Origin of the sequence: Paraburkholderia sp. NPDC080076, assembly GCF_050281145.1 — a bacterium.
GTDB lineage: Bacteria > Pseudomonadota > Gammaproteobacteria > Burkholderiales > Burkholderiaceae > Paraburkholderia.
On record NZ_JBNNWQ010000001.1, the window covers coordinates 1,065,744 to 1,089,326 of the forward strand.

Sequence of the window (23,583 nt, forward strand, 5' to 3'; positions counted from 1 at the left end):
CACCTTTCGTTTCCCGACATGCCGGGTCATGCTTTCGTATCAGAATCGCGCCGGACGAGCAGGGCCGCAAACATGAAGAGACTCTTCGTTTGCTGTGACGGCACATGGAACTCGGAGAGCGACGAGTTTCAGGGAGTGCCCGTACCAACCAATGTCGTGCGTTTTTTCAACGCATTGCGTGAGCGCGGCGACGATGGCGTCGAGCAGCTCCGGTACTATCACGTCGGCATTGGCGCCAACGAAGGCCGGGTGCGTCGCCTCGTGGATGGCGCGCTAGGACTAGGCCTCTCCCGCGACATTCGAACCGCGTACAAGTGGCTGTCCGATCACTACGAAGAAGGCTCCGAAATCTTTGTCATCGGCTTCTCGCGTGGCGCGTTCACGGCTCGAAGCCTGGTCGGCATGCTTCACCACTGCGGACTTCCTCACGAGGCAAGCTGGACGCTGGTGACGCAAGCATGGAACCTCTACCGGCTCGACCCGAAAATACCGGAAAGCGTCACCCGGCAGGAACGGTTCCGCATCGAGCATGGCAAACCTCCGCCCATTCGTTTCCTGGGGGTGTGGGAGACGGTGGGCGCGCTCGGCATCCCGGAAATTGTGGACGTATTCGGGTTCGGCAGAAAGCGCTATGAATTTCATGACACGAGGCTCCCGCCGGAAGTTGAACGCGCGGTACATGCCCTCGCAATCGATGAGCAGCGGAACAACTTCTCTCCAACGTTGTGGATGGACTCGGATGGTTGCGACCTGGCTCGCGTGACGCAAGTGTGGTTTCCTGGCGTGCATGCTGACGTTGGGGGCGGCTACAAAGAGACCGGCCTTTCCGATGCCACGCTCAAATGGATGATCTCCGAGGCCGCGCAGTGCGGCGCGGTGTTTGAGCCCGATATGTTGAAGCAGTTAGCCCATGCGGACCAGTTGTCGCCATCGGCAATACATGGCGTGCTTCACAATTCGCTCACCGGCTTTTACAGGAGAATCGGCTTTCGCCCTCGATCCTTTCCATATCTGGCGAAGGGTTCACGAAGATGTTCTGAATCGATATCGGATCTGACATTGAAACGGCAGGCTGGTCCGCCAATCTTTCAGGCTCCCTATCGACCGAACATAGACCCTGCGTCGGCGGTTCAGGTGCGGGTTTTCGCCAGTTCGTTGTGGAATTGGACAGGTATTTTCATGAAGGAAGGGACGAGCTACCGGTTCAAGGTGCCTGAAGGGCAAGCGTGGCTGAATGGGGACACTGCATCCGGCGCGCAAGGAACGCCGGGTAACTGGATGCAACACCTGTTTGCGTGGGCGAGGCGGGTCAGGGAAGCGAACTGGTTCGAACTCTGCGGTGCAATCTCACATCCAGGACAACCGGGCAGGACAGGCGTGCCGCCTGAACCCTTCTACTTCAGGATTGGTAGGGAAGTGGAGATCAAGGCTCCCTACTCGGGGTACCTGTATTGCTTCGCCAACGATGCCAGTTGGGCGTACTGGAATAATCAAGGAAGTCTGCGGGTTGAAATAACCCAATCAGGCGGCATGCCGGCTAGCCATGCGGCGGCTGATGACCTGACTGCACCCGCAACAGCGCCCGGAGGTTCCGGAGCGGGTCAACCATCGTGACGCGTCAGGCATTGAACTGAATCAGTGACCTGGCCCTTGCCCACCGCGGCGGCCCATGAAACCTTCGGCGGCGTTACCTATCATAGCGGCGGTGGGCCATATGCCATATGAGGTAACCATCCCATTCACTGTCGCGCCCGCGCAGTCACCGCGCTGCGGTCCGCATGTTTTTCACACGCTAGCGAAAGCGAACTATTCTTAAAGGATCTCGCGAAGTAGTTTCCTGTTTGCTTTCAGCGGAGGTGTGTCATGTCAATCTCAGCCACGCTCCAGGACTGCCTGCGCAGCAAGGGCTCGCAGTACGAAATCGTGCATCATCCATACAGCCATTCCAGCGTCGAAACCGCGGCGGCAGCGCATATTCCCGGCGATCGCCTCGCCAAGACAGTGCTTTTTGAAGACGAACACGGCTATGTGGCCACCGTGCTGCCATCGACCTACGCCGTGCGGCTCTCCGAGCTATGGGCAAAGACCGGACGCCATCTCGTGCTCGCCAAAGAGACCGATCTGCGGGAGTTGTTCAAGGATTGCGACGCGGGAGCGCTCCCGCCGGTCTGTACGGCCTATGGCATGCAAACCTATCTTGACGAGAGCCTCGCCTTGCAGCCGGACGTTTATTTCGAGGCCGGCGATCATGAAGAGCTGATCCATATGGACACGGATCAATTCCTGGATCTGATGGACCGAGCCGAGCGGGCACGCTTCGCCCGTCGCATGCAGGGTATGCCGATGTGACCGGCCCGGTTTGCGCAGCGCGGCTTGAAGCGCGCTGCGTCCCCAACCTTTGCGCGAGGCGGATCATGCAACGCAGCGATACGGTCCTGAAGCAGGTGGTGGCAGCCTTCGAACGCGAATCACACCTGAAGCTTCACAATCATCCCATTCATATGAGTTTCGACGACGATGCCTTGACCGTGGCAGGCGAGGTGCCGGATGTCGCATCCAAGAAGCGCCTCCTTCAGTTGACCCGGCTACACAGCGAGGGCAAACGCGTGGTCGACCAGTTGCGTGTCACCGCCAACCCGCCGGTCGCGGATGGCGAATTGCGCACACGTATCTGCGAACGGCTGGCTCAGGCCGTGGATTTCCGCAACTGTGTGATCTGTGCACGGGTGAAGGGCGAGCTCGAAGTGCTGCGCGGCACCATGGACGAAGCGGGCAACGACGGCAGCGGCGTCATCGAGATAACGGTCAAGGACGGTGTGGTGACCTTGACGGGGCAAGTGATCAGCCTGTCTCACAGGCGCCTGGCGAGTGTAACTGCCTGGTGGGTCGGCGGCTGCCGCGACGTGGTGAACCTGCTGGAGTTGGTGCCCGCCGAAGCGGACGGCGACGATGAAATGTCCGACGTCCTGCACCTGGTGCTCGAAACCGATCCGCGCGTGCGCGCCGGGCAGATCACCGTCAACGTGGAAAACCACAGGATCACGCTAGCAGGTTGGGTGGCGACCGAAGCCGAAAGCCGGCAAGCGGAACAGGACGCCTGGTGCATGGATGCGATCGGGGGCGTCGTCAATCGTATCCAGGTGCGTGCGTCGATCTGACTGTAGGCCTAGGGGAACGAGTGCGTTCAAGGGCCGTTCGTTGCGACGCTCCGTCAGATGATCAGACCTTCGGGTCGAGTGCACCGGCAGCGAGAATTGATATCGGACGACGCGCTTCCGAATTCATTGCGCGGCCTCGCAGAACCTGCCGGTCCCAACGACGCCCGCGCTGCTGCGCAATCTACTGGGCGGTCTGCTGACGTTGATACTCGTTGTGCTTCATTTGCATGTAGTCGGCGCGGCTGACCTCGTGCAATTGCCGCGGATACTGCTCGGTCGCATCGAACCAGTCGGTGAGGCGTTTTTCGAGGCGGGCGTTGGGCGGGCTGGAAAGCGCACCCAGGTACGCATCGATGGCGAGGTAATAGCGCATGGTATTGCGTTCCACCAGGCCGCGCACGCCGCCGATATACTGCGTCTCGCCCGTCGACTGATCGGGCGTGGAGGAAAAACCAACCTTGTCGCTGCCGATGGTCGCCAGATAGGTTTTCATCGCAAGCCGTCCTGTCGTGCCATACCCGTAGGCGTAGGTCAGATGGATAAAGGTGCGGTTATCGCCCACGGGAATGGCCTCCATCACGATACGGTAGTCTTTCGTACTCAGCGGACCCGTGGCGGCGGAGAGTTCCACGCGCAGATAATCCGGGTTGGTCGCGGCCGGCCGATAGTTGAACTGCACACGGTAGGACGAGGAAAGCGATTCCTCGGTTTTCTTGCCGATGTTCACCGCGAGGACCGTACCGCTGGCGCTCGTCGATGCATGGCAGTACTTGGTGTTCAGGTGCAGGATCAGCACGTCGCACCAGTTGGCCGGGCCCTGAGTCGGGTCGTTGAGCGTGCCGTTGACCGTCGCGAACGGATAGTTGAGCACACCGTAAATATCACCCTTGAGCGCCGAGGGCAACTCCTGCGATTCGAGGTAGAGCGGTCGCTGGAACTGGTTGTGCGCGAGCTGCTGCGTCAGACTCTGGTATTTGTCGCGCAGACTCGCCGCGTTGCCGGCCGCTTGCGCGAAGGCGCTCTGGCACAGGCAGCAGAGCACCGCCAGCATCGCGGCCATCAGCCACTGACTGCGGTTGCTTGCTGCAGATCTGGCAAGCCTGCTCATGGACGCACTCCTACTTTTGGCTCAGGTGGCGGGGCGCCGTGCGCGGATCGGATCGTGGAGCCCTCGTTGTCCCGCATTCTTGCAGGAGGTGGAGGGGTTTGTACATCCGTAATCGCCGCTGTCGTGCAATCGGCCGTTGCCGACAGTCAGGCATCGTCGCCGGTGAAACGGACCGCGGGCCGGGTGTCACCTGATCGACAGCTTCAAGGTGTAGTTATTGACTCTTCGAGTTGCTCGGCAGGTTATCGATAGAGCAGTTGCGGGAGAAGTCGAGCGACCTTGGTGGGTGTCGAGCGAGGGACAGTTGAAAGTCAGATATCCTCACCGAGATTGTTGCGACACCTGCGGGAACCGGGCTTTAATGCAGTCTGCAATGGTGCGGTGAAATTGATAGCCGCGCGGAGCGGATGGCGGCCTCGCCCGAAGTGACCGCGCGCAGGGTCCTCGACGGAGGCGACCGATTGACGCGGGTGCGCCATTCGCGATTTTTTTAACGCCGCCTGTCCGTCAGCATGCGGTCCGAGCGTCATTGTAATGGCGGCCCGATGTCATTCAGCCGCCTTAACCCCATGACGGAGGCTCATATGCAATACCTATTGATGATCTATTCGGAAGAAAACGGCTGGAACCAGATGACCGACAGCGAGCGGCAGCAAGGGGTTGCCGCCTATCAGGCGTACACCGAATCGTTGAAAAAAGCGGACGCGCTGGTGGGGGCCAACCGGTTGCAGCAGACGAGCACGGCCACCACGGTGCGGCTCGTCGACGGTAAGCCGCAGGTGCTGGACGGACCTTATTCCGATTCGAAGGAACAACTCGCCGGCTACTACCTGATCGACGTGCCCAACCTGGACGCGGCGATCGCGTGGGCGTCGCGTTGTCCCGGCGCGGCGCACGGCCTCATGGAAGTGCGCCCGGTCTGGACTGCGCCTTACGATGCGCCATCCGCTGCATGAGTCCGGGCGGCGGCGACCGTGACGCTGACGGCGCCGCGCATGCGATTGCCGAGGCGGTCGCGCGCCGCAGTTACGGCAAGCTCGTCGCGCTGCTGGCGATGCGCACGCGCGACGTCGCCGCGGCCGAGGACGCGCTGGCCGACGCGTTTGCGGCCGCGCTCGCGGACTGGCCGCAGCGCGGTTGCCCCGCGAATCCCGAAGCGTGGCTGATGACGGTTGCGCGCCGCCGGGCAGTCGATGGCGCGCGTCATCGCCGTGTCGGCGACGAAGTGGTGAACCAGCTGGCGATCCTCGCCGACGAGATCGACGAGCGTGAAGCAGGCATGTTGCCCGACCGGCGGCTTGCGCTGCTGTTCGCGTGCACGCACCCCGCGCTCGAGGCCGCGATTCGCACGCCGCTGATGCTGCAGGTGGTGCTGGGGCTCGAAGCGAAGACGATTGCGTCCGCGTTCCTGATGTCGCCGGCCGCGATGAGCAAGCGCCTCGTGCGGGCAAAGAACAAGATTCGCGAAGCGGGCATTCCGTTCAGCGTACCCGAGCGCGAGGAGTTGCCCGGCCGGCTCGCCGCGGTGCTGGAAGCGGTCTATGCGGCGTATGCGGAAGGGTGGACCGATCCGGTCGGCGGCGATACCGCGCGGCGCGATCTTGCCGGCGAGGCGCTGTTTCTTGCACGACTGCTGGTCGAGTTGCTGCCCGAGGAACCAGAGACGCTTGGTCTGCTCGCGCTGATGCTGTATGCGCAGGCGCGGCGCGATGCGCGACGCGATGCGGCCGGCGACTACGTGCCGCTGTCGGCTCAGGATCCGGCGACATGGAACGCGCCGATGATCGACGCAGCCAATGCACTGCTGCGGCGCGCGAACACGCTCAACGCAATCGGACGCTTTCAGCTCGAGGCCGCGCTGCAGTCCGCGCACGTCCATCGCTGCCGGACGCATCGGCCGAACTGGGACGAGGTCCTGCAACTCTACGATGCGCTACTTACGATTGCAGCATCACCGGTGGTCGCGGTGAACCGCGCGCTTGCGCTGGCCGAACGTGACGGCCCGCAGGCGGCGCTCGACGCGCTCGAACCGTATGCGCACGATCCGCGGCTGGCCGACTATCAGCCGTACTGGGCCGCGCGCGCCGATCTGCTCGCGCGTGCCGGCGCGACGGCCGAAGCGCTCGGCGCTTACGATCTCGCGATCGGACTCGAACGCGATCCGGCCGTGCGCCGGTTCTTGCAGCGCAAGCGCATCGAACTGTCATCGACGAGGAGTTAAATTGGCGCCTTGCGCTTGTCACGCGAGGTTGCAAGCCGCGCGCTAACGCGGCTCAGACCCGCGCCGAATGAGTCGCGTATGCCGCTTGCATGAGCCTGTTAGCTGCCAACAGGAAACGGTCGATCTTCGCTCGAGAGGTCCCTGACCGAAAGAACACATGAACTGTACGAAGCTCTGGAGTCCATCCTCAATATGATCTAAAAATGAGGAGGCGCGAATTGCACGCTATGCGTCGCGAGTTAATGAGGTCATTCACGTGAATGATCGCTACATCCAGGAGAGCAGCAGTCATGGTGCAAATAAAACGAATTCATGCTGCGCTCTTCGCCGCGGCGATCGCCACGATTGCGCCGGCCTGTCAGGCGCAAAATACCACCGACTGGCTGGCGAACACCTATGGGACTCTCGCCGCCCACGTGGGTAACACCGCGCGTTCCATGTGGGTCGCGCCCGAGGGCGTCATCTATACGGCATCCATGTGGGACGAGTTCGAGGGTGGCGTCGCGATCTACCAGAACGGCAAGAGCCTCGGCTCGATCGGCGCGCACGGCGAGTTTCAGGGCGGCGCGATCACGGGCAACGCGACGTCGATCTTCGCGGCACTGCAGCCCGGCGGGTCGTACGGAAGCGGCGCGGTGGGACGATACAACCGCACCACCAAGGCTCGCGATCTTTTGATTCAGGTCAGTGCGTCGACCAACCAGCCTCGGGTCGACGTCATCACCGGACTCGCCACGGCGGGCTCGCTCCTCTATGCGAGCGACTTCTATGGCAATCGCGTCCGCATCTACACCACCGACGGTGTCTGGAAGCGGGACATCAACGTGTCGGGGCCGGGCGCGCTCGCCCTGGATGCCGCGGGCAACGTCTGGGTTGCTCAGAAGAGCGAGGGCTCGACTGTCGAGTTCAGTCCGACTGGCGCGCTGCTGAACACCATCCGTATGCCCAGTGGATCGCAGCCGTCGTCGCTCTACTTCGATGCATCGTCGGGGCAGCTCATGATAGGGGACGAGGGCCCCGACATGAACATCAAGCGCTACAAACTCTCGGGCACGCCGACGCTGGCCGGTACATTCGGCATTCAGGGCGGCTATCTCGACACCACGACGGGAATCAAAGGCCAGGTCGGCGCGAAGCGCTTCACCCGCGTCACTGGCATCGGCAAGGACACCGCGGGCAACCTCTATGTGCTCAACAACCCGTGGGGCGGAAGCTGGGACCTCGGCCGCAACGGCGGCACCGACCTTCATGCGTATAACAGTGCCGGCAACCTGCGGTGGACGCTTCAGTCCCTCAACCTCGAGGGCATCGCCGCCCCGGACCCGGCCACGGATGGCGCCTTGTTCTATGGCGGCACCAACATCTACAGCGGCAGCGCTGGAGGCACCTTCGTCGCGAACACCGTCGATCCGTTCACTTATCCGTCGGACCCGCGCATCAACATGAACGATCACTCACGGGACGAGCACTTCGGTCAACTTGCCACCGTCGGTGCCAACCGGATCCTCGTGGCGTCCGGCCAGAATCCCGATATCTTCTACTTCTTCCACTTCAATGCTGCGAATGGCTACATCGCCATACCGGACGCCACGCTTCCTGGTCCGGCGTTCAAAACAACCGCAGCGGTCAGGGACGGATTCAGCATCGACAGCAAGGGGGGCGTGTGGGCCGGTCTGGATAAGACGGGCTTCATCTACCACTACCCGCTGACCGGCTTCGACGCCAGCGGCAAGCCAACATGGGGACCCGGCATCCCTATCCGCATTCCCGCGAGCATCCAGCCGCTGACGCGCATCGTCTACCTCGCGGACAGCGACACCATGATTCTCGGGCAGGGTGTCGTCGGGAGTACGGACTGGACTTCGATAGGCACGCGGATCGAGGTGTATCACGGCTGGAGCGCGGGCAACACCACGTCACCTAATCCGGTGATCAACCTCACCCATGCCGGCGCCAAGTCGATTGACGCGGCCGGCCGCTATCTTTTCGTCGGCTACTGGTTCGGCAGCGGCCAAGCTTTGCCGAACATCGATGCCTTCAATCTCGCCACAGGCAACCTCGACACGACGCTGGTCAACACCAATAGCCGTGCCGTGGACGCCAGCAGCGCGATCGATGCGATGTACGGCATCAGGGCATACCTTCGATCTACCGGCGAGTACGTGGTCACGAAGAACAACGTCAAGGGCTCCAGCATTACTGTTTATCGCTGGACGCCCTGATCGTGCGATTCCGTAGACTCTTCACATCAGCTGCTGGAACCGGCGCGAACAATCAATGTATCGGCGCGTCACCTGCGAATGTTCTCTCAGCAGATTGCGTGCGGACGTTCACCGTCTTCTATCGACCGGCAGCTTCGCATGCATGCGGCTGGTAGTAGACCACCCGGTTCGCGTTTGCTCGGCGATTCGGACCGCCACTGCGCTACGCCCTGCCGAAAGCAGGCGGATTCCTCTCGATGAAATCGGGCAGATTGCCATGCACCGGATGCGCAACCGGTGCGTATGCGTAGAGCCTCAACCACTCGCTATAACCCTGTACGAGAAAGCCTCCTGAACGTTCTATGTACTGCTGGCGGGAGGTCTCGTAGACGACTCGAAGCGCAAACCACGGCACATGCGGCAAGTCGTGATGGACCAGATGGTAGTTGTTGTTCAGAAACAGCAGACGCCAGAACCACGCCGCTTCGTTGACGACCGTGCGATGCTCGTGTGCCTGCGCCGCACGATGTTCCTGGAACGAGCGGATCGAGCCCAACGACAGCGCGCCATACCCCGCGCCGACGACAAAGACCCACGCCGGAATCCCACACGCACGTTGCAGCCAGGCCGTGAGCCCGGCGAGTGCGGCGAAGTGCGCGAGCCACACCGGGACATCGCGCCAATCGCCGCTTCTGATTCGACGCAGCGCTTCCACGCCCGTTGCGGCAATGGCGAACGCCGGCCCGATCAGCAGGCGCCCGATAAACGTATTGCGGAAGGTCAGCAGTGCGCGAATCGCCCAACCCGCGCGTCGCCACACGAGCGCGCTGACGAAGTAGCTCTCGGGGTCGCGCTCGGGATGCGTCAGATGCGGATCGTCGTGATGCTGAAGATGTGAGTCGCGATAGATGCCGTAGGGAAACCACACGGCGAGCGGCGCGAACCCTAGCAGAGCGTTGACGAACGGCGAACGCGTCGGATGGCCGTGCAGCAGTTCATGTTGCAAGGACATGTACCACGTGCCGAGCACGGCCAGCAGGAGAGCGGTGAGCGGCAAGCCGAGCTCGCGCGCATGCGTCGCCACGCCGAACCATCCTCCATAGATCGTCACGATCAGCGCCCAGGTCGGCCATTGCGTGCGCCAGGTCCAGCTTGTCGCCAGGCGGGCGAGTGCGTTGCGTTGCGTGTCGTCGAGATAAATCGCCATGGGCGGGATCGGTCGGAATGCAGGTTCAGACCGATCCTACGGACCCGCGCGCGTTGCCAGAACCAATTTGTTCAGCAATGCATCTGCTCAAACGTGCATAGGCGCGCGGGCCTAAGCACCGGCGCGCTCTGCGAGCTTGCGGGGCAGGCGCTTACGGCGCGTCCGCTACGCGGCAGGCGTGATCCTGCAGGCCTTCTGCCGAGCCGCTGCCGTTGTCCACGTCGAGCCCGCTATTCAAGACCAGCCAGCCGTCCTTCTGAGCGGAGGGCCCCGCGCCCGTCACGAGAATGGTTTGCCCGGCCATCGCCGCAGCGCCCCGATTGTCCCGCGCGACGATGCGAAACGGGTTTTCGGCCCCCTCGAGCGAGGTCACGCGCATGATGCGGTAGCGATTGCCGTCGAGCGTCTCCCAGCGCCACTCATCGGGCGAGTCTTTGGCGTGACGCGCGAGCGCTTCGCTGATATCGCCGCGTATGCAATCGATATGGATATGCAACTGGTTCTGCGTGCGGCGATATTGCGAGTTGATTTCGAGGCTGAGCTGATTGTCAGGCAGCGAACGCTTGACCGACTTCTCGACATAGGTGCGCGCGTCCCAAGCGTCGACCCAGTAATCCTGCGCATGCGGCGCGAGCACGAGCGGGCTTTCGATCCCGGTAATGCGGTCAGTCGGAATCAGCAGATGCTGCGAGCGTCCGACGATATCCTTCAGGATCGCGTAACGTTTGTTCAGGTCGACGAACGTGCATTGACCCGGTGTGCTGGTGGCCTGCTGAGACGGCACGCAACGCAAATCGACGATCTTCCACAGCGCATTCGAGTCGACCGCGGCGAGGCGCGCGCATGCGCTGGCGGCCAAGGCGATGGCTAACGCCGCGGCGATTCGCGCGCCGTGGCGCAAAAGGACCCGCTGCGGGAGAGCGGGCATTGGTATTTTCATCGGTGTTTTAGTCTAGTTTTTTAGAGGCGTTGTGAAGGTCGTTGCGGTATCAAAGCACCGGCGCCGGCAGCGCGCCGAGAAGCTGTTCGAACGCCACGCCAATCGCAAGTAGACGCCGGTCTTCGCCGAGCGGGCCGTCCAGTTCGAGTCCGACCGGCAAGCCGCTCGCGGTCATGCCCGCCGGCAGCGAAAGCCCCGGTATGCCCGAGGTGCTGGCCGGATCGGTGTTGCGTAGGAACGCGTCCATGGTGTCGATCGCTGCTGAACCGTCGATCGAGACTACCGACGAGCCGTTGATGTCGTCGATCGGCACGGCGGCGAGACGCGTGGTCGGAAACAGCAGCGCGTCGAGCCGCTCGTCGGCGAACGTCGCGGCCATGTACTGCTGCAAGCGCGGACGCCAATGATTCAGCGCGGCCTCGTAGCGGTCGCCCAGCACATCGTCGAGCACGCCGTCGTAGATCGCGCGCACGTCCGGGCTGGCAATGCGGGCCGCCATTTCGACGATGGTTTTGACGGGCGCGTCGTTGGCGACGAGCCAGGCCAGCACGTCCTCGAGCGGCTCATGGATCGCGATCGGGCCGCCCACCATGCCGTTCAACTCGTCCAGTTCACTCATCGCCACCGGCACGAACACCACGCCCGCCGCTTCGAGTTGCTTCAACGCGGCCCGCGCGACGTCTTCCACCTGGCGCTCGAGCCCTTCCCAGAGCGGCGCGGGCAAGCCGATGCGCAACCCGTTCAAGGCGACCGCCGGCAATGCGCCGGCGCCGGTGATTACGCCGTCGAGCAGCGCGATATCGGCGACGGTGCGCGCCATCGGTCCGACCGTGTCGCGCGTATGGCTGATCGGCACCACGGCGTTCGGATCGTGATAGCGCCGCTCGGGGCCGCCGTTGCCGACCGACGGACGAAACCCCGCCGTGCCCGTCAACGCGGCCGGGATGCGGGTCGAGCCGCCGGTGTCGGTGCCCAGACCCGCGGGCACGATGCGCGCGGCAATCGCCGCGGCGGTGCCGCCCGACGAGCCGCCCGGAATCAGCGTGGGATCGTAGGGATTGCGCACCGGCCCGGCATGCGTGGCGAGGTTCGTACTCGTTATGCCGAATGCCAGTTCGTGCATATTCGCCTTGCCGAGCACGATCGCGCCGGCGTCGATAAGGCGCTGCACCGAGGGCGCGTTGGTCTTCGGCATAAAGCCCTCGAGCGCCGGTGTGCCCGCCGAGGTCTGCATGCCCGCCGTGTTGATGTTGTCCTTCACGACGATAGGCAAACCGGCGAGCGGCAAGCGAGCCTTGTCGGCCGCGGGCAAGGCGTCGATGCGCCGCGCGGCGGCGAGCGCGCCGTCGAGCTCGAGCGTGGTGAGCGCATTGAGGCTCGAGAGCGCCGCTGCGCGCGCGAGCAAGGTGGCCACGTAGTCGGCGGCGTTCAGGCGGCCGGACTGGATCGCGGCGACGGCTTCTGTAGCGGTCAACGCGAGTTGTTCATCGACGGTCCATGTCATGGCCGGCGTCTCCTTGTCCTGATGGGATTTCCCGGCGCGAGGGTTTCATGAAGCGCAGTGCGAAGCGCGCCAGCGTGGGCACCAGCTTGGGCCGCAGCAGTCTCGCATCGTAACCGCTCATGCGCCGGTCGTTTTCCGCGAGGCAGAGCGCGAACAGGTCGCGCGCGTTCATGGCTTCACCGATTACGCTGCTGCTCGCGGGCAGAAAATTCGAATCGTGCGCCATGCCTTTGGCGTCGATGCCTCTCGCGATGGCGAGGCGCTGCCACACCAGCACCACCCAGATCGCGGCCACGCGCAGCGAATGCCACGGTCTGCGCCAGAGTGGCATGGTGCGCCGATACCACGCGACCCAGTTGATAAAAAACAGAATGTGGCGCGCTTCTTCCTGAATCACGGGCTCGAAAGTCTCGACCAGCGCCTCGGGGAAAAAGCCCGACTGCTGCGCCGAGCGGAATAGACCGAACGCAAAGAAACTGTCGATGCACTCGCTATAGCCCGTGCGCATCCATTCCCATTCGGCGTCGCGCGGCGGCGGATAGTCCGGCTCGGGCGCGATCTCGATGCCGTACGCGGCGACCAGCTTGGAGAGCACGTGCTTGTGACGGGCTTCTTCGTCGCCGTCCATGGTGATGGCTTCGCGCAGCAGGGGATCGCTCAGTTGCGCGGCATAGGTATGGACGGCGATCGACGCGCGGCCTTCGGTCTGCACCGCGATGTCCCAGATCGGCAGCGAGCACAACCGCTCGAGCGCATCGGGCGGCAGCGCCGGCCATTCGATCACGGCGGGTTTATAAGGGTTGTGGGTTTCAAGCAGCATCCGGCAAAACATCTGCTTGTGCGCCTCGGAACCGATCTTCACGCGGGCGGGGCCGCGGAATGTCCAGTGGCGCAGGGTGCGGTCTTCGGCAACATCTGTCAGTGTATCGGACATGGCAGGCGTACAGAGGGCGAACTCGATGTGTCGCCTATTCTGGCACAACCGTTCAAATTCCGATGCCGAGCGGCGCAAGCTGGCCCGCGCCGCTCCCAGCGCAAAATGATGCAACTGACGCGATCGGCGATCCTACTGGTGGTTATCGATCCACATGCGTCCCCAGCGGAATGCGTAGGCCAGCGCGTGCTCTTCGTCGAAGAAGTAATCGAGCGCGTCGAATGAATAATGCTGCTCGTGATTCGCGGAAGTTTTTTCGATGGTCAGGTTGGCGGCGAACAGGCCGTTGGGGAGTTGTTGTGCGGCCGGTGCAACTTCGTAACCCTTGTAGCGAATATGTGCGTTCATGATTTTTGGCAATCGTTGTGCCCCGCTTGCGTTGCGAAAAGGCCGGCACGTCGGACGCAACCCGTAGCGTCACGCGGCCGGTAAATCAGCGGGCAGGATCAAGCCTAGGCCGCGCTGCGCAGCGGGTGAACCAATCTTTCGTCGTAAGCAAATCAGGAGGGAGGTGTACAGGAGCCCCGATCGGATCATATTCGCTGTGTTCAGACACACTATCCGGTGTTGCGGATCACGGGTCTGTTATGTGCCGCACGGTTCGCGCGAACGACCGCGCCGTGGGCCGCGCAAGCGGGTCCACGGCGTGGTGAGTCTTGTGGCGAAAGGGATGTAAACCGGGGATTTAAACCGCGTGCAGGAGGCGAGCGGGTTGTGCTTCCTTGAGCGCGGTGCCGGCAAGCGGCGCGGCGTCCGGCGTGCGGTGCGCATTGAATGCCAGCGCGAATTGCGCGGCCTGCTGGCCGACGGTGGCGAGCTGATCGACGACTTTGGCGTCGGAACAGGTATCGACGGTGTCGAAGCGCGTTTCCAGCGTGTTGATGCCGGCGCCGAACGGCGTTGGCCAGCCGCGCAACGCGTGGACGATCGAGCGCAACGACGTCAGCACCGACCCCGCGGCCTGCCAGCCATACGCGGTGACGATACAGCCGACCGCGCGGCCATCCAGATAGGGGCGCTCGTCGGCGCGCAATTCCTCGAGCGTGTCGAGCGCGTTCTTGACGAGACCGGACACGCCGCCGTGATAGCCGGGCGTGGCGATGATCAACGCGTCCGCATGGCGCACCGCCTCGATCAGTTCAAGCTGTTCGTCCGTGCGGTGAGCCTGTTCCGGGGCGTAGTGAGGCAGGCTATGCAGGAAGGTGCCGCCGAACAGGCGGGTGTTCGCGCCGGCTGCTTGCGCGCCGCGCAAGGCGAAGCCGAGCGCGCGTTCTGTCGACGAGGCGGCGCGTGTCGTGCCGCCAATGCCGATGACGAGCGGCCGGCGATGATGGTCGAAACTGGTCAACGAAATGCTCCTTCGGTAGCGGCTCACGGCGCGCCGGCGCGGGGCTGCGCGCAGCGGACCGGGGCGAACCGGACTTTGAAGTGTCATCTTAATCAGCGCCGGGCGCCGCACGAAGCGACTTTTTGTTCTAACGATATAACCGCGCGACGTGTTGGCGGCGCGGCGGCGCCCCCGCTGTCGGCGTCGTGGAGCCCATGCCGCGTACGCTGCAATGCACTTGAAGCCGCGCCGGATAAGCATATGGCGAAGCATTGTTTGGGGGCGCGATGACCTGCGGCTATGATCGAATCGTCTCCTCCATGACACCTCCTTGACATGGGACTCGGCCTCGCCACGCCAGTGGCGGGGCCTTTTTTTATCCGCCGGCCGAAGGGCGCACACGCGGGCCACTTCACGATAAAGCCGTTTTTTGCATGTTACGATCGTCCGCGAAGCCAATCACGGCGAGGTCGAGCAAGCAATGGCAACTCTTTATGACACCCTCGGCGTGCCCACGCACGCCACTGACGAAGAAATCAAGCGGGCCTACCGCAAGGCCGCGATGAAGTGGCATCCCGACCGCAATAGCGGCGCCGAAGAAGTGGCACGCGCCACCTTCCAGGAAATCAAGGACGCGTACGCGATCCTCTCCGACGCCGCGCAGCGCAAGGTGTACGACGCGGTCTACGCCGAGCAGATGCGCAGTTGGGAAGCGCAGCACGCACGCCAGCAGAAGGCGCAAGCCGAGCGCGAAGCGGCGGCGCGTGCTGCCGACGAAGCCGCGTATGCGGAGATGGTCTCGCTCGCCATGCGTTTCGCCGACGACGGCCACAACCGCGATGTGCTGTTCGGCGTGCTGCTCGGGCGCCAATGCGAGGCACGGCGAGCCGCGCAGATCGCGGACAGCGTGTCGGCGTTGCAGGCCTCGCGCCGCGAAGCGGCGAAGGCGAAGGCGGAGGCCGAGGCCGCAGAGGCGTCTGAGGTCGCCGATGTTTCAGCCCAGTCCGAGGCAACTTCAGTGAAACAGGACGCCGCCAGCAAGGGCGCGCCGGCCGGCCGCGCCAATTCGGGCAAGCGCGGAGAACCCGCTGCCGAGACCCATCCGGCCGGCGTACTGGAAGGTTTGTGGTTTCAGTTTCTCAACGGCTTGCGGTTTTGACGCATCACGCCGGCTGCCCGGCGATTCGCGTCAGTTCTGAGGCGAGTTCGTCGATATAAGGGTCGTTCAGGCCGCAGTCCGCGAGCGCGCTCTGCAGCTTGAACACGTACTCCGCGTTGGTGCCGAACAGACCGGTCGCCACCGCCATCAACGGTGCGATCAGCGGTGCTCGCGCGTCGCCTTCGTATTGCGAATTCCCGTGATCCGCCACGAAGGCGATCGCCGATAGTTCGGTGCCGTCCTCGAGCGTGAGCGGCGCCCACGTCGGACGATAGGCGCCGGTCACCATCTCGCGAATCCAGAGAATGCGCAGCTCTTCTTCGAGCGTCTCGCCGCACAGGCGCAACGCGACGCCTTGCGTGCTGCCGCCCTGTTCGAGCGAAAGCATGCGGCCCGGCTGCTGCGGCGTGCCGCGTCCGGCGATCATGCGGATGCAGAAGCTGCGATGCCAGCCGTGCAGGGTCGCGATGCGGCGGCTGTCGAAGTCCGAGATCGGATTCCACATCAGCGAGCCGTAGGCGAACACCCAGACATCGCCGGTGTTCGGACGCTGCTGCATGGTGTGCGCGAGCGACGCGTCGATTTGCGCCTGCGTCCACAGCATTTCCTTGGGCAGCGATTCAAAACTTTCGAGGTAGGCGCCCGAGCTAATGGCGTTTCTGTTCAGCATCCCGTGATTTCCGTCGTGGTGTGGCGTGGCGTGGCGTTCGGCCGGTCGGCATGACGTCCGCGCAAAAACTCTCAAGCTCAGTATGAAGGCGGGACTGGCCGCGATAAATCCGTCTGGGGTAAATAGAGCGTCGCGCTCAGCAGCACAATCGGCGGGCACGCAACGCCGAATGCCCTGGCGGCGGGCCGGGCCAGGCGGCGGCGATTGCCGCATTTCAGGCGGCTCAGTGACGACACGCACGCTCTTTATCCTTCGCCAATCCGCCAACAGAATAGCGCCCTTGAGCGCTTGACGAAGCGCGCTCGGCCCGCGCCTGGCCGGTGCCCGATCGTCCGCGCCACTGCCGGATTTTTAGCGAAGGGCCAATCGATGAACACTGCAACCTCATACAGAACGGACAGCGGCAAACCGCTGATTCTCGCCGCCGTCTGTCTCGCCGCGCTGGTGCTGCCGCTGGCTTTTTCCGGCGGCGCGGTCGCGACACCCGCAATCGGGCGCGACCTGGGCGGCAGCGCGAGCGCGCTGACCTGGATCACCAATGCCTTCATGCTCAGTTTCGGCAGCCTGCTGATGGCCGCCGGCGCGCTCGCCGACCAGTTCGGCCGCAAGCGGCTTTTCGTGAGCGGCCTGGGCGGCTTCATCGTGACCTCGCTGGCGATGAGTTTCGCGCCGTCCGTCGTCTGGCTCGACGTGTTGCGCGCGGTGCAGGGCGTCTGCGCGGCGGCGTCGCTGGCGAGCGGATCGGCGGCGCTCGCGCAGGAATTCGACGGCCACGCCCGCACCCGGGCGTTCAGCATGCTGGGCACGAGCTTCGGCATCGGACTTGCGTTCGGTCCGCTGATGGCCGGCGCGTTGATCACGCACTTCGGCTGGCGCGCGATCTTCCTGGCGATTGCCGCGATCGGCGCGCTGGCCTTCATCTTCGGCGTGCCGCGTATGCGCGAGACGCGCGATCCGGTCGCAAGCGGCCTCGACTGGCCGGGTACGATCACCTTCACCGCCACGCTGGCGCTCTTCACTTTCGCCGTGATCCAGGCGCCGCAAAGCGGCTGGTCGAGCCCGCTGGTGGCCGGCATGCTGGCGTCGTCGGCGCTGTTGCTGGCGGCGTTCGTGCTGGTGGAAATGCGCGTCGCGCGGCCGATGCTCGAACTGAGCCTGTTCCGCTACCCGCGCTTCGTGGGGGTGCAGATTCTGCCGGTCGGCACCTGCTATTGCTACATCGTGCTCATCGTGATGCTGCCGCTGCGCTTTATTGGCGCCGAAGGTCTCAGCGAGATGGACGCCGGTCTTCTGATGATCGCGCTGTCGGCGCCGATGCTCGTCGTGCCGATGCTCGCCGCTTCACTCACGCGCTGGATCCCGGCGGGCGTGTTGTCGGGTATCGGTTTTCTGGTCGCCGCAGCGGGGCTTTACTGGTTGAGCCGCGTCGACATGAGCGCCTCGCGGGCGTCGATCATCCTGCCGATGCTCGTCACCGGCATCGGCGCGGGCATGCCGTGGGGCTTGATGGACGGCCTCTCGGTAAGCGTCGTGCCGAAGGAACGGGCGGGCATGGCGTCGGGCATTTTCAGCACGACGCGCGTGGCGGGCGAGGGCATCGCGCTGGCCATCGTCACGGCTTTGCTCGCCGGACTGGCGCAGGCGAGCCTCGCGCGACTCGTGCCGCACGCCGACCCCGCGATGGCCGCCCATCTCGCCGAAGCCGCGCAGCGCTTGACGACGGGCGACCTGGCGCAAGCGGCCGCGAGCCTGCCCCAAATCGGCAGGCGCGAATTGGCGCTGACCTACACTCACGCGTTCACTCGCCTGTTGCACGTGTTGATCGCGATCACGCTGCTGTCCGCATTTGCGTCGTTCGTGTTTTTGAGTCGCACAGGATCGCGCGACGATCGAAGCGGCGAGCCGCAATGCGAGACCACCGAATCCGCAGCCGTGTGAGGAATGACGCTCTGGCTGGTAGGCGATAGAGGTAGACCGAATTGATATAGACAGCGGCCTTTAGCGTTCGAATTTGCACTTCTAGAATCAATGACACGTCCGCGACAGTGGTCGCTCGAACGCCGCCGTGAAGAGCGACGCCTGCTCATTGCCACGCGGTCCTGCTTCGCTTGACTTTCACGCAGTCAATCCCGAGAGGCACGACGGCCATGTTCACTTTCATCGTTGTAGTTGCGGTGGCGGCATTTGTTCCCTACGTCGCGGCACCGAGCATCGCCAATGGCGTCAAGGCAATCAGCAACCCGCCCGCGGCCATGATGTTCGACACGTCGCCCGCCGCGGCGTCCGACGGAAACGACGCGGCCAACCGGATCGTCTCCGGCCGACGCGAGAGCGACGCTGCTGTCTGAAGCGCTCGATCTCGGCTGGTGCTCCACTGAAGGCCTAATGAAAGCTCGACGCGTGCGCTGGTACACTCCCGCGCAAGCGCGACGCGTGGTGCCCGTGAGCGACCAACCCTGGTACAAATTCTCGTGGCGCAACAAATTTGAACATCGTAGTGTCACGAGGGCGCAAGACTGAGCCGGCAGAATTGCACACAGAATCAAACAAAAAAACACGGGTACGGGGTAAGCGTGACCAGAAAATATAAGGTGCTGTTTCTCTGTCGAGAGAATTCAGCGCGCAGCATCATTGCCGAAGCCTTGTTGCGGGAACTGGCGGGACACCGGTTCGACGCGTTCAGCGCGGGGCCGGAACCGGCCGCGCGGGTTCATCCATTCGCGGTCGCGCAATTGCGGCCCGGCATCTCGGACCTCGGCATTCTCAGTCCGAAAAGTTGGCTGGAATTCACCGGCGAGTGGGCACCGCGCATGGATCTAGTCGTCGCGCTGGACGAATCCGTCGACGCACATCACACGCCCGCGTTTCCTGGCGAGCCTGCGTCGTGCACCTGGGCATTCGCCGATCCGCTCGCCGACGACATCGCCGAGCCCGAGCGGGCGCGTCTATTCGAGAAGGTGTTCTGGCAAATCGTGCGGCAGATGAGCGCGTTTATCGAACTGCCGCAATATGCGACGCCGGCCAGCGTTGCGGCCACTGCGGCCGCGATCCCCGCTTTGAGTGCCTCGACGCAGCGCGTCACGACGTGTGACGCCTGAACAGTTTGCGCAGGCGCCGTCTCGGTCTTAGTCAGGCCTGAGGCGAAACGCCAGCAAGAGTCACTGCGCGGGTTTCCCTGCATTCATTGAATCGCCGGGCGACACCGGCTGCGGTTTGCCATTGGCCGAATCCGTGTTTTTCATGGTGGATCCCGGCATCGGGTCCAGTGGCTTCGAGACGGGATCGCCCCAATGAGTCATGCCCGCGGTCGCCGCGCTGTGCGCGTTGCCTCCGCCACTGCCGCCCTGGCCGTTGCCGCCGCCTTGTGCGAGCGCCGCACCGCTTGCCGCGGAAAGCGCGGCGACGCACCCCAGCATGATTTTCAGCATTGATTTGCGCATGACTTTTCTCCTTGCGAGCTCATCGGCATCAGGACCGCTCTGAGCCGGACGTATGCCGCTCGTGATTGCCGTGAGCGGTCCTCGAGATGCAACGCGCGATTGCGCTGTTCTCTCGGGATATACAGCGGGCACAGGCGTCTGGATGCAAATGAGCAGTGCGGGGCGACGCAGGTCAAGCGCACGCGACAACGCATCACATGCGTGCGTGACGCGGGTACAGGCGTGCTTGCGAATCTGCCGAAACGGCGATTTCCACTAAGGAAGTGCGGGGTGATTTCTCTACGCTAGCGGCTGGAAACTGCGGTGGTCTATCGGTTGTTCGAACGCGCGAGCGGACTTCCGGCGAACGGGTCGTTCTGCCAGTCCACGCGCTTTTTCGGCTGCGGGGCAGGCGCCGGCGCGGCCGACAATTCAAAGTGGTCGATGGATTGACCTGCGCTGATTGCCTGTTTCAGCCACTGGGGCATTTCGCCCTGGCCGTCCCAGCTATCTCCAGTTGCGCTACGGTAGCGTTCAGCCTTTTGCGCGGCCGGCTCGGATGCCAGCACTGCAGCAAGGTCTTCTGGTTTGATGCCAAACTCTTCCATGCGATGGCGGAGATACGCAATCATGCTATCTCGCTTCCTTTCGTCCATAAGATATTCGTCCTTCTAAAACGTCCGGCGTTCTGTCAATTACAGATTGCAAGGGAAATCCGCGAAAGCATCGGCCCATATAAATGGGGACGGCCCGCAGTGTGGTTATCGATTGAAGGAAATTCCAAAGGCAGCATTTAAAAAACGTCGCACCATATATCGCGGCGCAGCAATTAGCCGACCCGACCGCCTATCAAATTCAGGGATGTCGATCAGTGAATATTCAAGCGCTTTGCCGCGCGGCAAGGAAGGCTGCGTACGACTCACGCTGAGCCTCATGCCCACAAGGGAAAAAACGGTATTGACGATGCACTGATTGCGGCAGGCCGGTTTCATCTCCACGCTCCGTCTCTCGCCGGTACTTCGCGTGGGGCCGATTATTGACGTTATGTCAGCATCATAACGCACTGTGCGGCCAACGCACGTACCGGTCTGGATGATTTTGTGCAAATCCCTTCTATCGAACTACTCCGGCTGCGGCAGACCGGACCGGGTGTTCCGCGATTGAATTCCTGAATGGCCGAGCTATAAAGAAAACAGCGGAGCCAAAATCCGTGCTTCCAGCCTGCGGCGACTGATTCCGGCCAGCCGCGAGAACGCGTCCGACATCGGTTGCAGGTCTGGCAACTCATTACTCGTTTAGTTCGATGACTCGCCGCAGCAGTTGGCATCGGCATCGACTCGTCCGTCAGCCCATTGGGCAGCCTGGCTTTTTTCGCGGATCAATTCTTTGGAGGACGAGAACTGCTGCGCCGGATTCAAGGAGTCTGGACATGAAACTACGATTATGGATGGCGCTGGCCAGCGCCGTGCTTCTGCTGGTGCCGAAAACGGCGGCCGCGCTGGGCATCGAAAGCCAGCAGAGCACCGGCATGTCGGGCCGCGCGCTGATGCAACAGAACGCGAACGAATCGGCGCAAGCGACGACCGACATGTCGTTCAGCGAATCGGGACAGGGCATGCCCGGCGCCCAGCCGGTGCGCAACGTGTCCTACGGAGGCGTGGCCACGGGGCAATCGGAAGCGGGAGGCCGGCAAGGCCAGCCTTGCACGTCTTCCGGGCCGCAATGCAGAATCTATTTTGGTCAATGACCGGTCTATCTTTGGGAATGCGGTGCGCGATGGCGGGCACCGCTTCCCGTCAGCCGCCGTTATGCGAGCGCCATAGTGTGTAGCGGATGGTCGGCGCGCTCGCCGAAACGACCCATCATCGTGTTGAAGCCCTGTCCTTCCACCGCGGCGCGTTCGCTGAATCCGCGCAATTCGTCCAGCAGTGCGCGCCACGACGCATGCCAGCGCGTTTCCTTGATGCACGTCCCCAACGAATCCGCGATGCGCAGCACGCCGTTGTCCGGATAGAAGGTGACGGTGAGCGGCATGCCGTCGATCACGCAAGTGGCGGTGCAAGGGCGGGTAGTAACCATGGGCAAAGTCCTCTTTTCTTGTGAGCGGATGAGCGGTTGTCAAAAACGCTGACGTGCGCTTCAGCAAGCGCTGTGCCCAGGAGACGCTCGCGCTTCGCCATGCCCTGCCGCGTCATTCGCACGCAGGTAGCCAACCTGAAATCCGCACCAATAACCCCACGCTCGACTGCAATTTTCCGGAGTCGTCAGCGAGCGAATTAATACGATGTTATGGTGTAGTCCATTCGGGTTTTCACCCGCTGATTGTCCAGACTGCAATCGCGTCACTTTCCGGCAAGCAGGCCAATATGGCCTGCTTTTTTAATCGTGCCGGGCGATCTGCGACTGGATTAGCGCGGTGCGGCCGCTCCAATCCCACCCGTTGTTAAGAGACTCGCAAACAATACTATGTTGATCGAAGACAATCTGCCCGCGAGCACCGCCTCGCTGGACGATGGCGCCTCGTCGTCCCTGCGTTCCTGGTTGGCTGTCATGGCTGTCGCCATTGGCGCGTTCGCTTTCGTGACGACGGAGTTCTTGCCGGTCGGACTGTTGCCGCGCGTCGCCGCCGATCTGGGCGTGTTGCCCGGCACGGCCGGCCTGATGGTCACCGTCCCCGGCGTCATCGCGGCTATTTCAGCGCCGGGGCTGATGCTGGTGGCGGGGCGCATGGATCGCCGGCGGGTCTTTCTCTTACTGACGGCTTTGCTGCTGGCGTCGAATCTGATTTCCGCGTTTGCGCCGAATTTCCTCTGCATGCTGCTCGGGCGCGCGCTGCTCGGTGCCGCGCTGGGCGGTTTCTGGACACTGGCCACGGCGGCCTCCGGGCGTCTCGTGAAGCCGAGGGATTCCGCGCGCGCCATGGCGACGATCCTCACCGGCGTGACGTGCGCAACGGTGATCGGCGTGCCGCTCGGCACGTTCATCGCGAGCTTCGCATCATGGCGCGTGTCGTTCATGGCGACCGGCGTGCTGGTCGCGGTCGCGCTGGTCGCGCAATTGTTCTTCGTGCCGTCCTTGCCGTCGACTGCCGCGCTGCGTCTGCGTGATCTGGTGGCGCTGCTGCGCCAGCCGCATCCGCGCCGAAGCATGCTGATGGTGGCGCTCGCTTTCGGCGCGCATTTTTCCTCGTACACGTACATCACGCCTTTCCTGCTGCGCAACGCGAATCTGGACATGTCGACCATCACGTGGCTGCTGCTCGGCTTCGGCATTATCGGGTTCTTCTCGAACTTCGCCGTATCGTCGACGGTCACTCGCAATCTGAAAGTGTCGGTCGGCGCGATGGTTTCACTGCTGATGTTCGCCCTGGTGTTGCTGCCGCTGCTGCAGCATTCGACGATCGGCGTCGTGGCGCTGGTGCTTGCGTGGGGCATTTCCTTCGGCGCGTTGCCGCTGTGTTTCAGCATCTGGATTCAGCGTGCCACGCCGGACTCGCCCGAAGCCGGCTCGGCATTGTTCGTGAGCATCATTCAGGTGGCGATTGCGTTGGGGTCGCTGGTGGGCGGCGTGGTGGTCGATCATGTGGGGATTTCCGCCGACTTTCTGTTCGGTAGCGGCCTCGCGCTGCTGGGGCTCGCCGCGCTGGCGAGCTTTGGCCGCAGCGAGCAGAAGGTCGCCACTGAAGCGGTGGCTTGCCCGGCGTGTACGGAATAATTGGCGGGTATCGGTCAAGCC

The 23,583-nt window shown here is 63.2% G+C and carries 24 protein-coding genes; 12 read left to right on the forward strand and 12 right to left on the reverse strand.

The features are described 5' to 3' along the window. The first annotated feature begins 72 nt into the window (after positions 1–72). The 3 genes from ACQKRQ_RS04780 to ACQKRQ_RS04790 all read left to right on the forward strand — a co-directional run bounded on the left by ACQKRQ_RS04780 (position 73) and on the right by ACQKRQ_RS04790 (position 3,158). On the forward strand, positions 73–1,614 hold the full coding sequence (locus ACQKRQ_RS04780) for a DUF2235 domain-containing protein (RefSeq protein ID WP_427475400.1): 1,542 nt from the start codon (positions 73–75) through the stop codon (positions 1,612–1,614). A 249-nt stretch (positions 1,615–1,863) separates the two neighbouring features. Further along, positions 1,864–2,349, forward strand: coding sequence for an aminoacyl-tRNA deacylase (locus ACQKRQ_RS04785; protein ID WP_132377521.1), 486 nt, complete (start codon positions 1,864–1,866; stop codon positions 2,347–2,349). Positions 2,350–2,414: 65 nt separating this feature from the next. Then, positions 2,415–3,158 carry a BON domain-containing protein gene (locus ACQKRQ_RS04790; RefSeq protein WP_408255514.1) on the forward strand — a complete coding sequence of 248 codons (744 nt, stop codon included), beginning with the start codon at positions 2,415–2,417 and terminating at the stop codon, positions 3,156–3,158. 181 nt (positions 3,159–3,339) lie between these two features. On the opposite strand, the gene ACQKRQ_RS04795 is transcribed toward ACQKRQ_RS04790, so the two are convergent. After that, positions 3,340–4,266, reverse strand: a complete 927-nt coding sequence (locus ACQKRQ_RS04795; RefSeq protein WP_427475402.1) for a hypothetical protein — start codon at positions 4,264–4,266, stop codon at positions 3,340–3,342. Positions 4,267–4,850: 584 nt separating this feature from the next. Here ACQKRQ_RS04795 and ACQKRQ_RS04800 point away from each other — a divergent pair. From ACQKRQ_RS04800 to ACQKRQ_RS04810, 3 genes are all read left to right on the forward strand, one after another. Further along, positions 4,851–5,222, forward strand: a complete 372-nt coding sequence (locus ACQKRQ_RS04800; RefSeq protein ID WP_132377510.1) for a YciI family protein — start codon at positions 4,851–4,853, stop codon at positions 5,220–5,222. After that, complete coding sequence (locus tag ACQKRQ_RS04805) at positions 5,219–6,487, forward strand: RNA polymerase sigma factor (protein WP_427475404.1); 1,269 nt, start codon at positions 5,219–5,221, stop codon at positions 6,485–6,487. The genes ACQKRQ_RS04800 and ACQKRQ_RS04805 overlap by 4 nt, the downstream gene beginning before the upstream one ends. Positions 6,488–6,777: 290 nt before the next feature. Continuing rightward, the gene (locus tag ACQKRQ_RS04810; RefSeq protein ID WP_427475406.1) at positions 6,778–8,709 is read left to right on the forward strand and encodes an SMP-30/gluconolactonase/LRE family protein; all 1,932 of its coding nucleotides are present in this window, start codon (positions 6,778–6,780) and stop codon (positions 8,707–8,709) included. Positions 8,710–8,911: 202 nt separating this feature from the next. Here the strand turns inward: ACQKRQ_RS04810 and ACQKRQ_RS04815 are convergent, their stop codons facing one another. From ACQKRQ_RS04815 to ACQKRQ_RS04840, 6 genes are all read right to left on the reverse strand, one after another. Further along, positions 8,912–9,895, reverse strand: coding sequence for a fatty acid desaturase (locus tag ACQKRQ_RS04815; RefSeq protein ID WP_427475408.1), 984 nt, complete (start codon positions 9,893–9,895; stop codon positions 8,912–8,914). Positions 9,896–10,046: 151 nt separating this feature from the next. Further along, complete coding sequence (locus ACQKRQ_RS04820; protein ID WP_427475410.1) at positions 10,047–10,835, reverse strand: CDP-diacylglycerol diphosphatase; 789 nt, start codon at positions 10,833–10,835, stop codon at positions 10,047–10,049. Positions 10,836–10,884: 49 nt separating this feature from the next. Continuing rightward, positions 10,885–12,339 carry an indoleacetamide hydrolase gene (gene iaaH, locus ACQKRQ_RS04825; RefSeq protein ID WP_427475412.1) on the reverse strand — a complete coding sequence of 485 codons (1,455 nt, stop codon included), beginning with the start codon at positions 12,337–12,339 and terminating at the stop codon, positions 10,885–10,887. Further along, complete coding sequence (locus ACQKRQ_RS04830) at positions 12,320–13,273, reverse strand: ferritin-like domain-containing protein (protein ID WP_427475414.1); 954 nt, start codon at positions 13,271–13,273, stop codon at positions 12,320–12,322. Before ACQKRQ_RS04830 ends, iaaH begins: the two co-directional genes overlap by 20 nt. A gap of 132 nt (positions 13,274–13,405) precedes the next feature. Continuing rightward, entirely contained in the window at positions 13,406–13,621 is a 216-nt protein-coding gene (locus tag ACQKRQ_RS04835) for a transcriptional regulator (protein ID WP_106277508.1), read from the reverse strand. A 337-nt stretch (positions 13,622–13,958) separates the two neighbouring features. Further along, positions 13,959–14,621 carry an NADPH-dependent FMN reductase gene (locus tag ACQKRQ_RS04840; protein WP_408178144.1) on the reverse strand — a complete coding sequence of 221 codons (663 nt, stop codon included), beginning with the start codon at positions 14,619–14,621 and terminating at the stop codon, positions 13,959–13,961. Between the two features lie 460 nt (positions 14,622–15,081). Between ACQKRQ_RS04840 and ACQKRQ_RS04845 the strand changes: the two genes are divergently transcribed. Beyond that, positions 15,082–15,759: a J domain-containing protein gene (locus ACQKRQ_RS04845; RefSeq protein ID WP_427475417.1), complete on the forward strand. Its 678-nt coding sequence runs from the start codon at positions 15,082–15,084 to the stop codon at positions 15,757–15,759. A gap of 4 nt (positions 15,760–15,763) precedes the next feature. On the opposite strand, the gene ACQKRQ_RS04850 is transcribed toward ACQKRQ_RS04845, so the two are convergent. Next, complete coding sequence (locus ACQKRQ_RS04850) at positions 15,764–16,429, reverse strand: gamma-glutamylcyclotransferase (RefSeq protein WP_427475419.1); 666 nt, start codon at positions 16,427–16,429, stop codon at positions 15,764–15,766. A gap of 369 nt (positions 16,430–16,798) precedes the next feature. Between ACQKRQ_RS04850 and ACQKRQ_RS04855 the strand changes: the two genes are divergently transcribed. The 3 genes from ACQKRQ_RS04855 to ACQKRQ_RS04865 all read left to right on the forward strand — a co-directional run bounded on the left by ACQKRQ_RS04855 (position 16,799) and on the right by ACQKRQ_RS04865 (position 19,527). Continuing rightward, positions 16,799–18,367: an MFS transporter gene (locus tag ACQKRQ_RS04855; protein ID WP_427475420.1), complete on the forward strand. Its 1,569-nt coding sequence runs from the start codon at positions 16,799–16,801 to the stop codon at positions 18,365–18,367. 209 nt (positions 18,368–18,576) lie between these two features. Further along, the gene (locus ACQKRQ_RS04860) at positions 18,577–18,777 is read left to right on the forward strand and encodes a hypothetical protein (RefSeq protein WP_427475422.1); all 201 of its coding nucleotides are present in this window, start codon (positions 18,577–18,579) and stop codon (positions 18,775–18,777) included. A 225-nt stretch (positions 18,778–19,002) separates the two neighbouring features. After that, positions 19,003–19,527, forward strand: coding sequence for a low molecular weight phosphatase family protein (locus ACQKRQ_RS04865; RefSeq protein ID WP_427475424.1), 525 nt, complete (start codon positions 19,003–19,005; stop codon positions 19,525–19,527). 60 nt (positions 19,528–19,587) lie between these two features. Here ACQKRQ_RS04865 and ACQKRQ_RS04870 read toward each other — a convergent pair whose 3' ends face one another. The 3 genes from ACQKRQ_RS04870 to ACQKRQ_RS04880 form a co-directional block, all read right to left on the reverse strand. After that, entirely contained in the window at positions 19,588–19,869 is a 282-nt protein-coding gene (locus tag ACQKRQ_RS04870) for a hypothetical protein (RefSeq protein WP_427475426.1), read from the reverse strand. Between the two features lie 308 nt (positions 19,870–20,177). Continuing rightward, entirely contained in the window at positions 20,178–20,504 is a 327-nt protein-coding gene (locus ACQKRQ_RS04875) for an H-NS family nucleoid-associated regulatory protein (RefSeq protein WP_132377496.1), read from the reverse strand. Between the two features lie 105 nt (positions 20,505–20,609). Then, complete coding sequence (locus ACQKRQ_RS04880; RefSeq protein WP_132377495.1) at positions 20,610–20,840, reverse strand: hypothetical protein; 231 nt, start codon at positions 20,838–20,840, stop codon at positions 20,610–20,612. Between the two features lie 437 nt (positions 20,841–21,277). Here ACQKRQ_RS04880 and ACQKRQ_RS04885 point away from each other — a divergent pair, with 437 nt between their 5' ends. After that, a complete protein-coding gene (locus ACQKRQ_RS04885; RefSeq protein ID WP_427475428.1) occupies positions 21,278–21,595 on the forward strand; it encodes a hypothetical protein in 318 nt (105 codons plus the stop codon). A 59-nt stretch (positions 21,596–21,654) separates the two neighbouring features. On the opposite strand, the gene ACQKRQ_RS04890 is transcribed toward ACQKRQ_RS04885, so the two are convergent. Continuing rightward, positions 21,655–21,927 (reverse strand): hypothetical protein, encoded by a 273-nt coding sequence (locus tag ACQKRQ_RS04890; RefSeq protein ID WP_427475430.1) that lies wholly within the window; start codon positions 21,925–21,927, stop codon positions 21,655–21,657. A gap of 387 nt (positions 21,928–22,314) precedes the next feature. On the opposite strand from ACQKRQ_RS04890, the gene ACQKRQ_RS04895 reads away from it, so the two are divergent. Then, a complete protein-coding gene (locus tag ACQKRQ_RS04895; protein ID WP_427475432.1) occupies positions 22,315–23,562 on the forward strand; it encodes an MFS transporter in 1,248 nt (415 codons plus the stop codon). Positions 23,563–23,583: the final 21 nt, after the last annotated feature.

Bases quoted from the DNA above. Each gene is read 5' to 3' on its own strand.
- ACQKRQ_RS04880 (WP_132377495.1), bottom strand. From the start codon at position 20,840: ATGAAACCGGCCTGCCGCAATCAGTGCATCGTCAATACCGTTTTTTCC.
- ACQKRQ_RS04780 (WP_427475400.1), top strand. From the start codon at position 73: ATGAAGAGACTCTTCGTTTGCTGTGACGGCACATGGAACTCGGAGAGC.
- ACQKRQ_RS04790 (WP_408255514.1), top strand. From the start codon at position 2,415: ATGCAACGCAGCGATACGGTCCTGAAGCAGGTGGTGGCAGCCTTCGAA.
- ACQKRQ_RS04875 (WP_132377496.1), bottom strand. From the start codon at position 20,504: ATGGACGAAAGGAAGCGAGATAGCATGATTGCGTATCTCCGCCATCGC.
- ACQKRQ_RS04895 (WP_427475432.1), top strand. From the start codon at position 22,315: ATGTTGATCGAAGACAATCTGCCCGCGAGCACCGCCTCGCTGGACGAT.
- ACQKRQ_RS04860 (WP_427475422.1), top strand. From the start codon at position 18,577: ATGTTCACTTTCATCGTTGTAGTTGCGGTGGCGGCATTTGTTCCCTAC.
- ACQKRQ_RS04785 (WP_132377521.1), top strand. From the start codon at position 1,864: ATGTCAATCTCAGCCACGCTCCAGGACTGCCTGCGCAGCAAGGGCTCG.
- ACQKRQ_RS04810 (WP_427475406.1), top strand. From the start codon at position 6,778: ATGGTGCAAATAAAACGAATTCATGCTGCGCTCTTCGCCGCGGCGATC.
- ACQKRQ_RS04820 (WP_427475410.1), bottom strand. From the start codon at position 10,835: ATGAAAATACCAATGCCCGCTCTCCCGCAGCGGGTCCTTTTGCGCCAC.
- ACQKRQ_RS04805 (WP_427475404.1), top strand. From the start codon at position 5,219: ATGAGTCCGGGCGGCGGCGACCGTGACGCTGACGGCGCCGCGCATGCG.
- ACQKRQ_RS04830 (WP_427475414.1), bottom strand. From the start codon at position 13,273: ATGTCCGATACACTGACAGATGTTGCCGAAGACCGCACCCTGCGCCAC.
- ACQKRQ_RS04795 (WP_427475402.1), bottom strand. From the start codon at position 4,266: ATGAGCAGGCTTGCCAGATCTGCAGCAAGCAACCGCAGTCAGTGGCTG.
- ACQKRQ_RS04890 (WP_427475430.1), bottom strand. From the start codon at position 21,927: ATGGTTACTACCCGCCCTTGCACCGCCACTTGCGTGATCGACGGCATG.
- ACQKRQ_RS04815 (WP_427475408.1), bottom strand. From the start codon at position 9,895: ATGGCGATTTATCTCGACGACACGCAACGCAACGCACTCGCCCGCCTG.
- ACQKRQ_RS04850 (WP_427475419.1), bottom strand. From the start codon at position 16,429: ATGCTGAACAGAAACGCCATTAGCTCGGGCGCCTACCTCGAAAGTTTT.
- ACQKRQ_RS04885 (WP_427475428.1), top strand. From the start codon at position 21,278: ATGAAACTACGATTATGGATGGCGCTGGCCAGCGCCGTGCTTCTGCTG.
- iaaH (WP_427475412.1), bottom strand. From the start codon at position 12,339: ATGACATGGACCGTCGATGAACAACTCGCGTTGACCGCTACAGAAGCC.
- ACQKRQ_RS04800 (WP_132377510.1), top strand. From the start codon at position 4,851: ATGCAATACCTATTGATGATCTATTCGGAAGAAAACGGCTGGAACCAG.
- ACQKRQ_RS04845 (WP_427475417.1), top strand. From the start codon at position 15,082: ATGGCAACTCTTTATGACACCCTCGGCGTGCCCACGCACGCCACTGAC.
- ACQKRQ_RS04835 (WP_106277508.1), bottom strand. From the start codon at position 13,621: ATGAACGCACATATTCGCTACAAGGGTTACGAAGTTGCACCGGCCGCA.
- ACQKRQ_RS04855 (WP_427475420.1), top strand. From the start codon at position 16,799: ATGAACACTGCAACCTCATACAGAACGGACAGCGGCAAACCGCTGATT.
- ACQKRQ_RS04870 (WP_427475426.1), bottom strand. From the start codon at position 19,869: ATGCGCAAATCAATGCTGAAAATCATGCTGGGGTGCGTCGCCGCGCTT.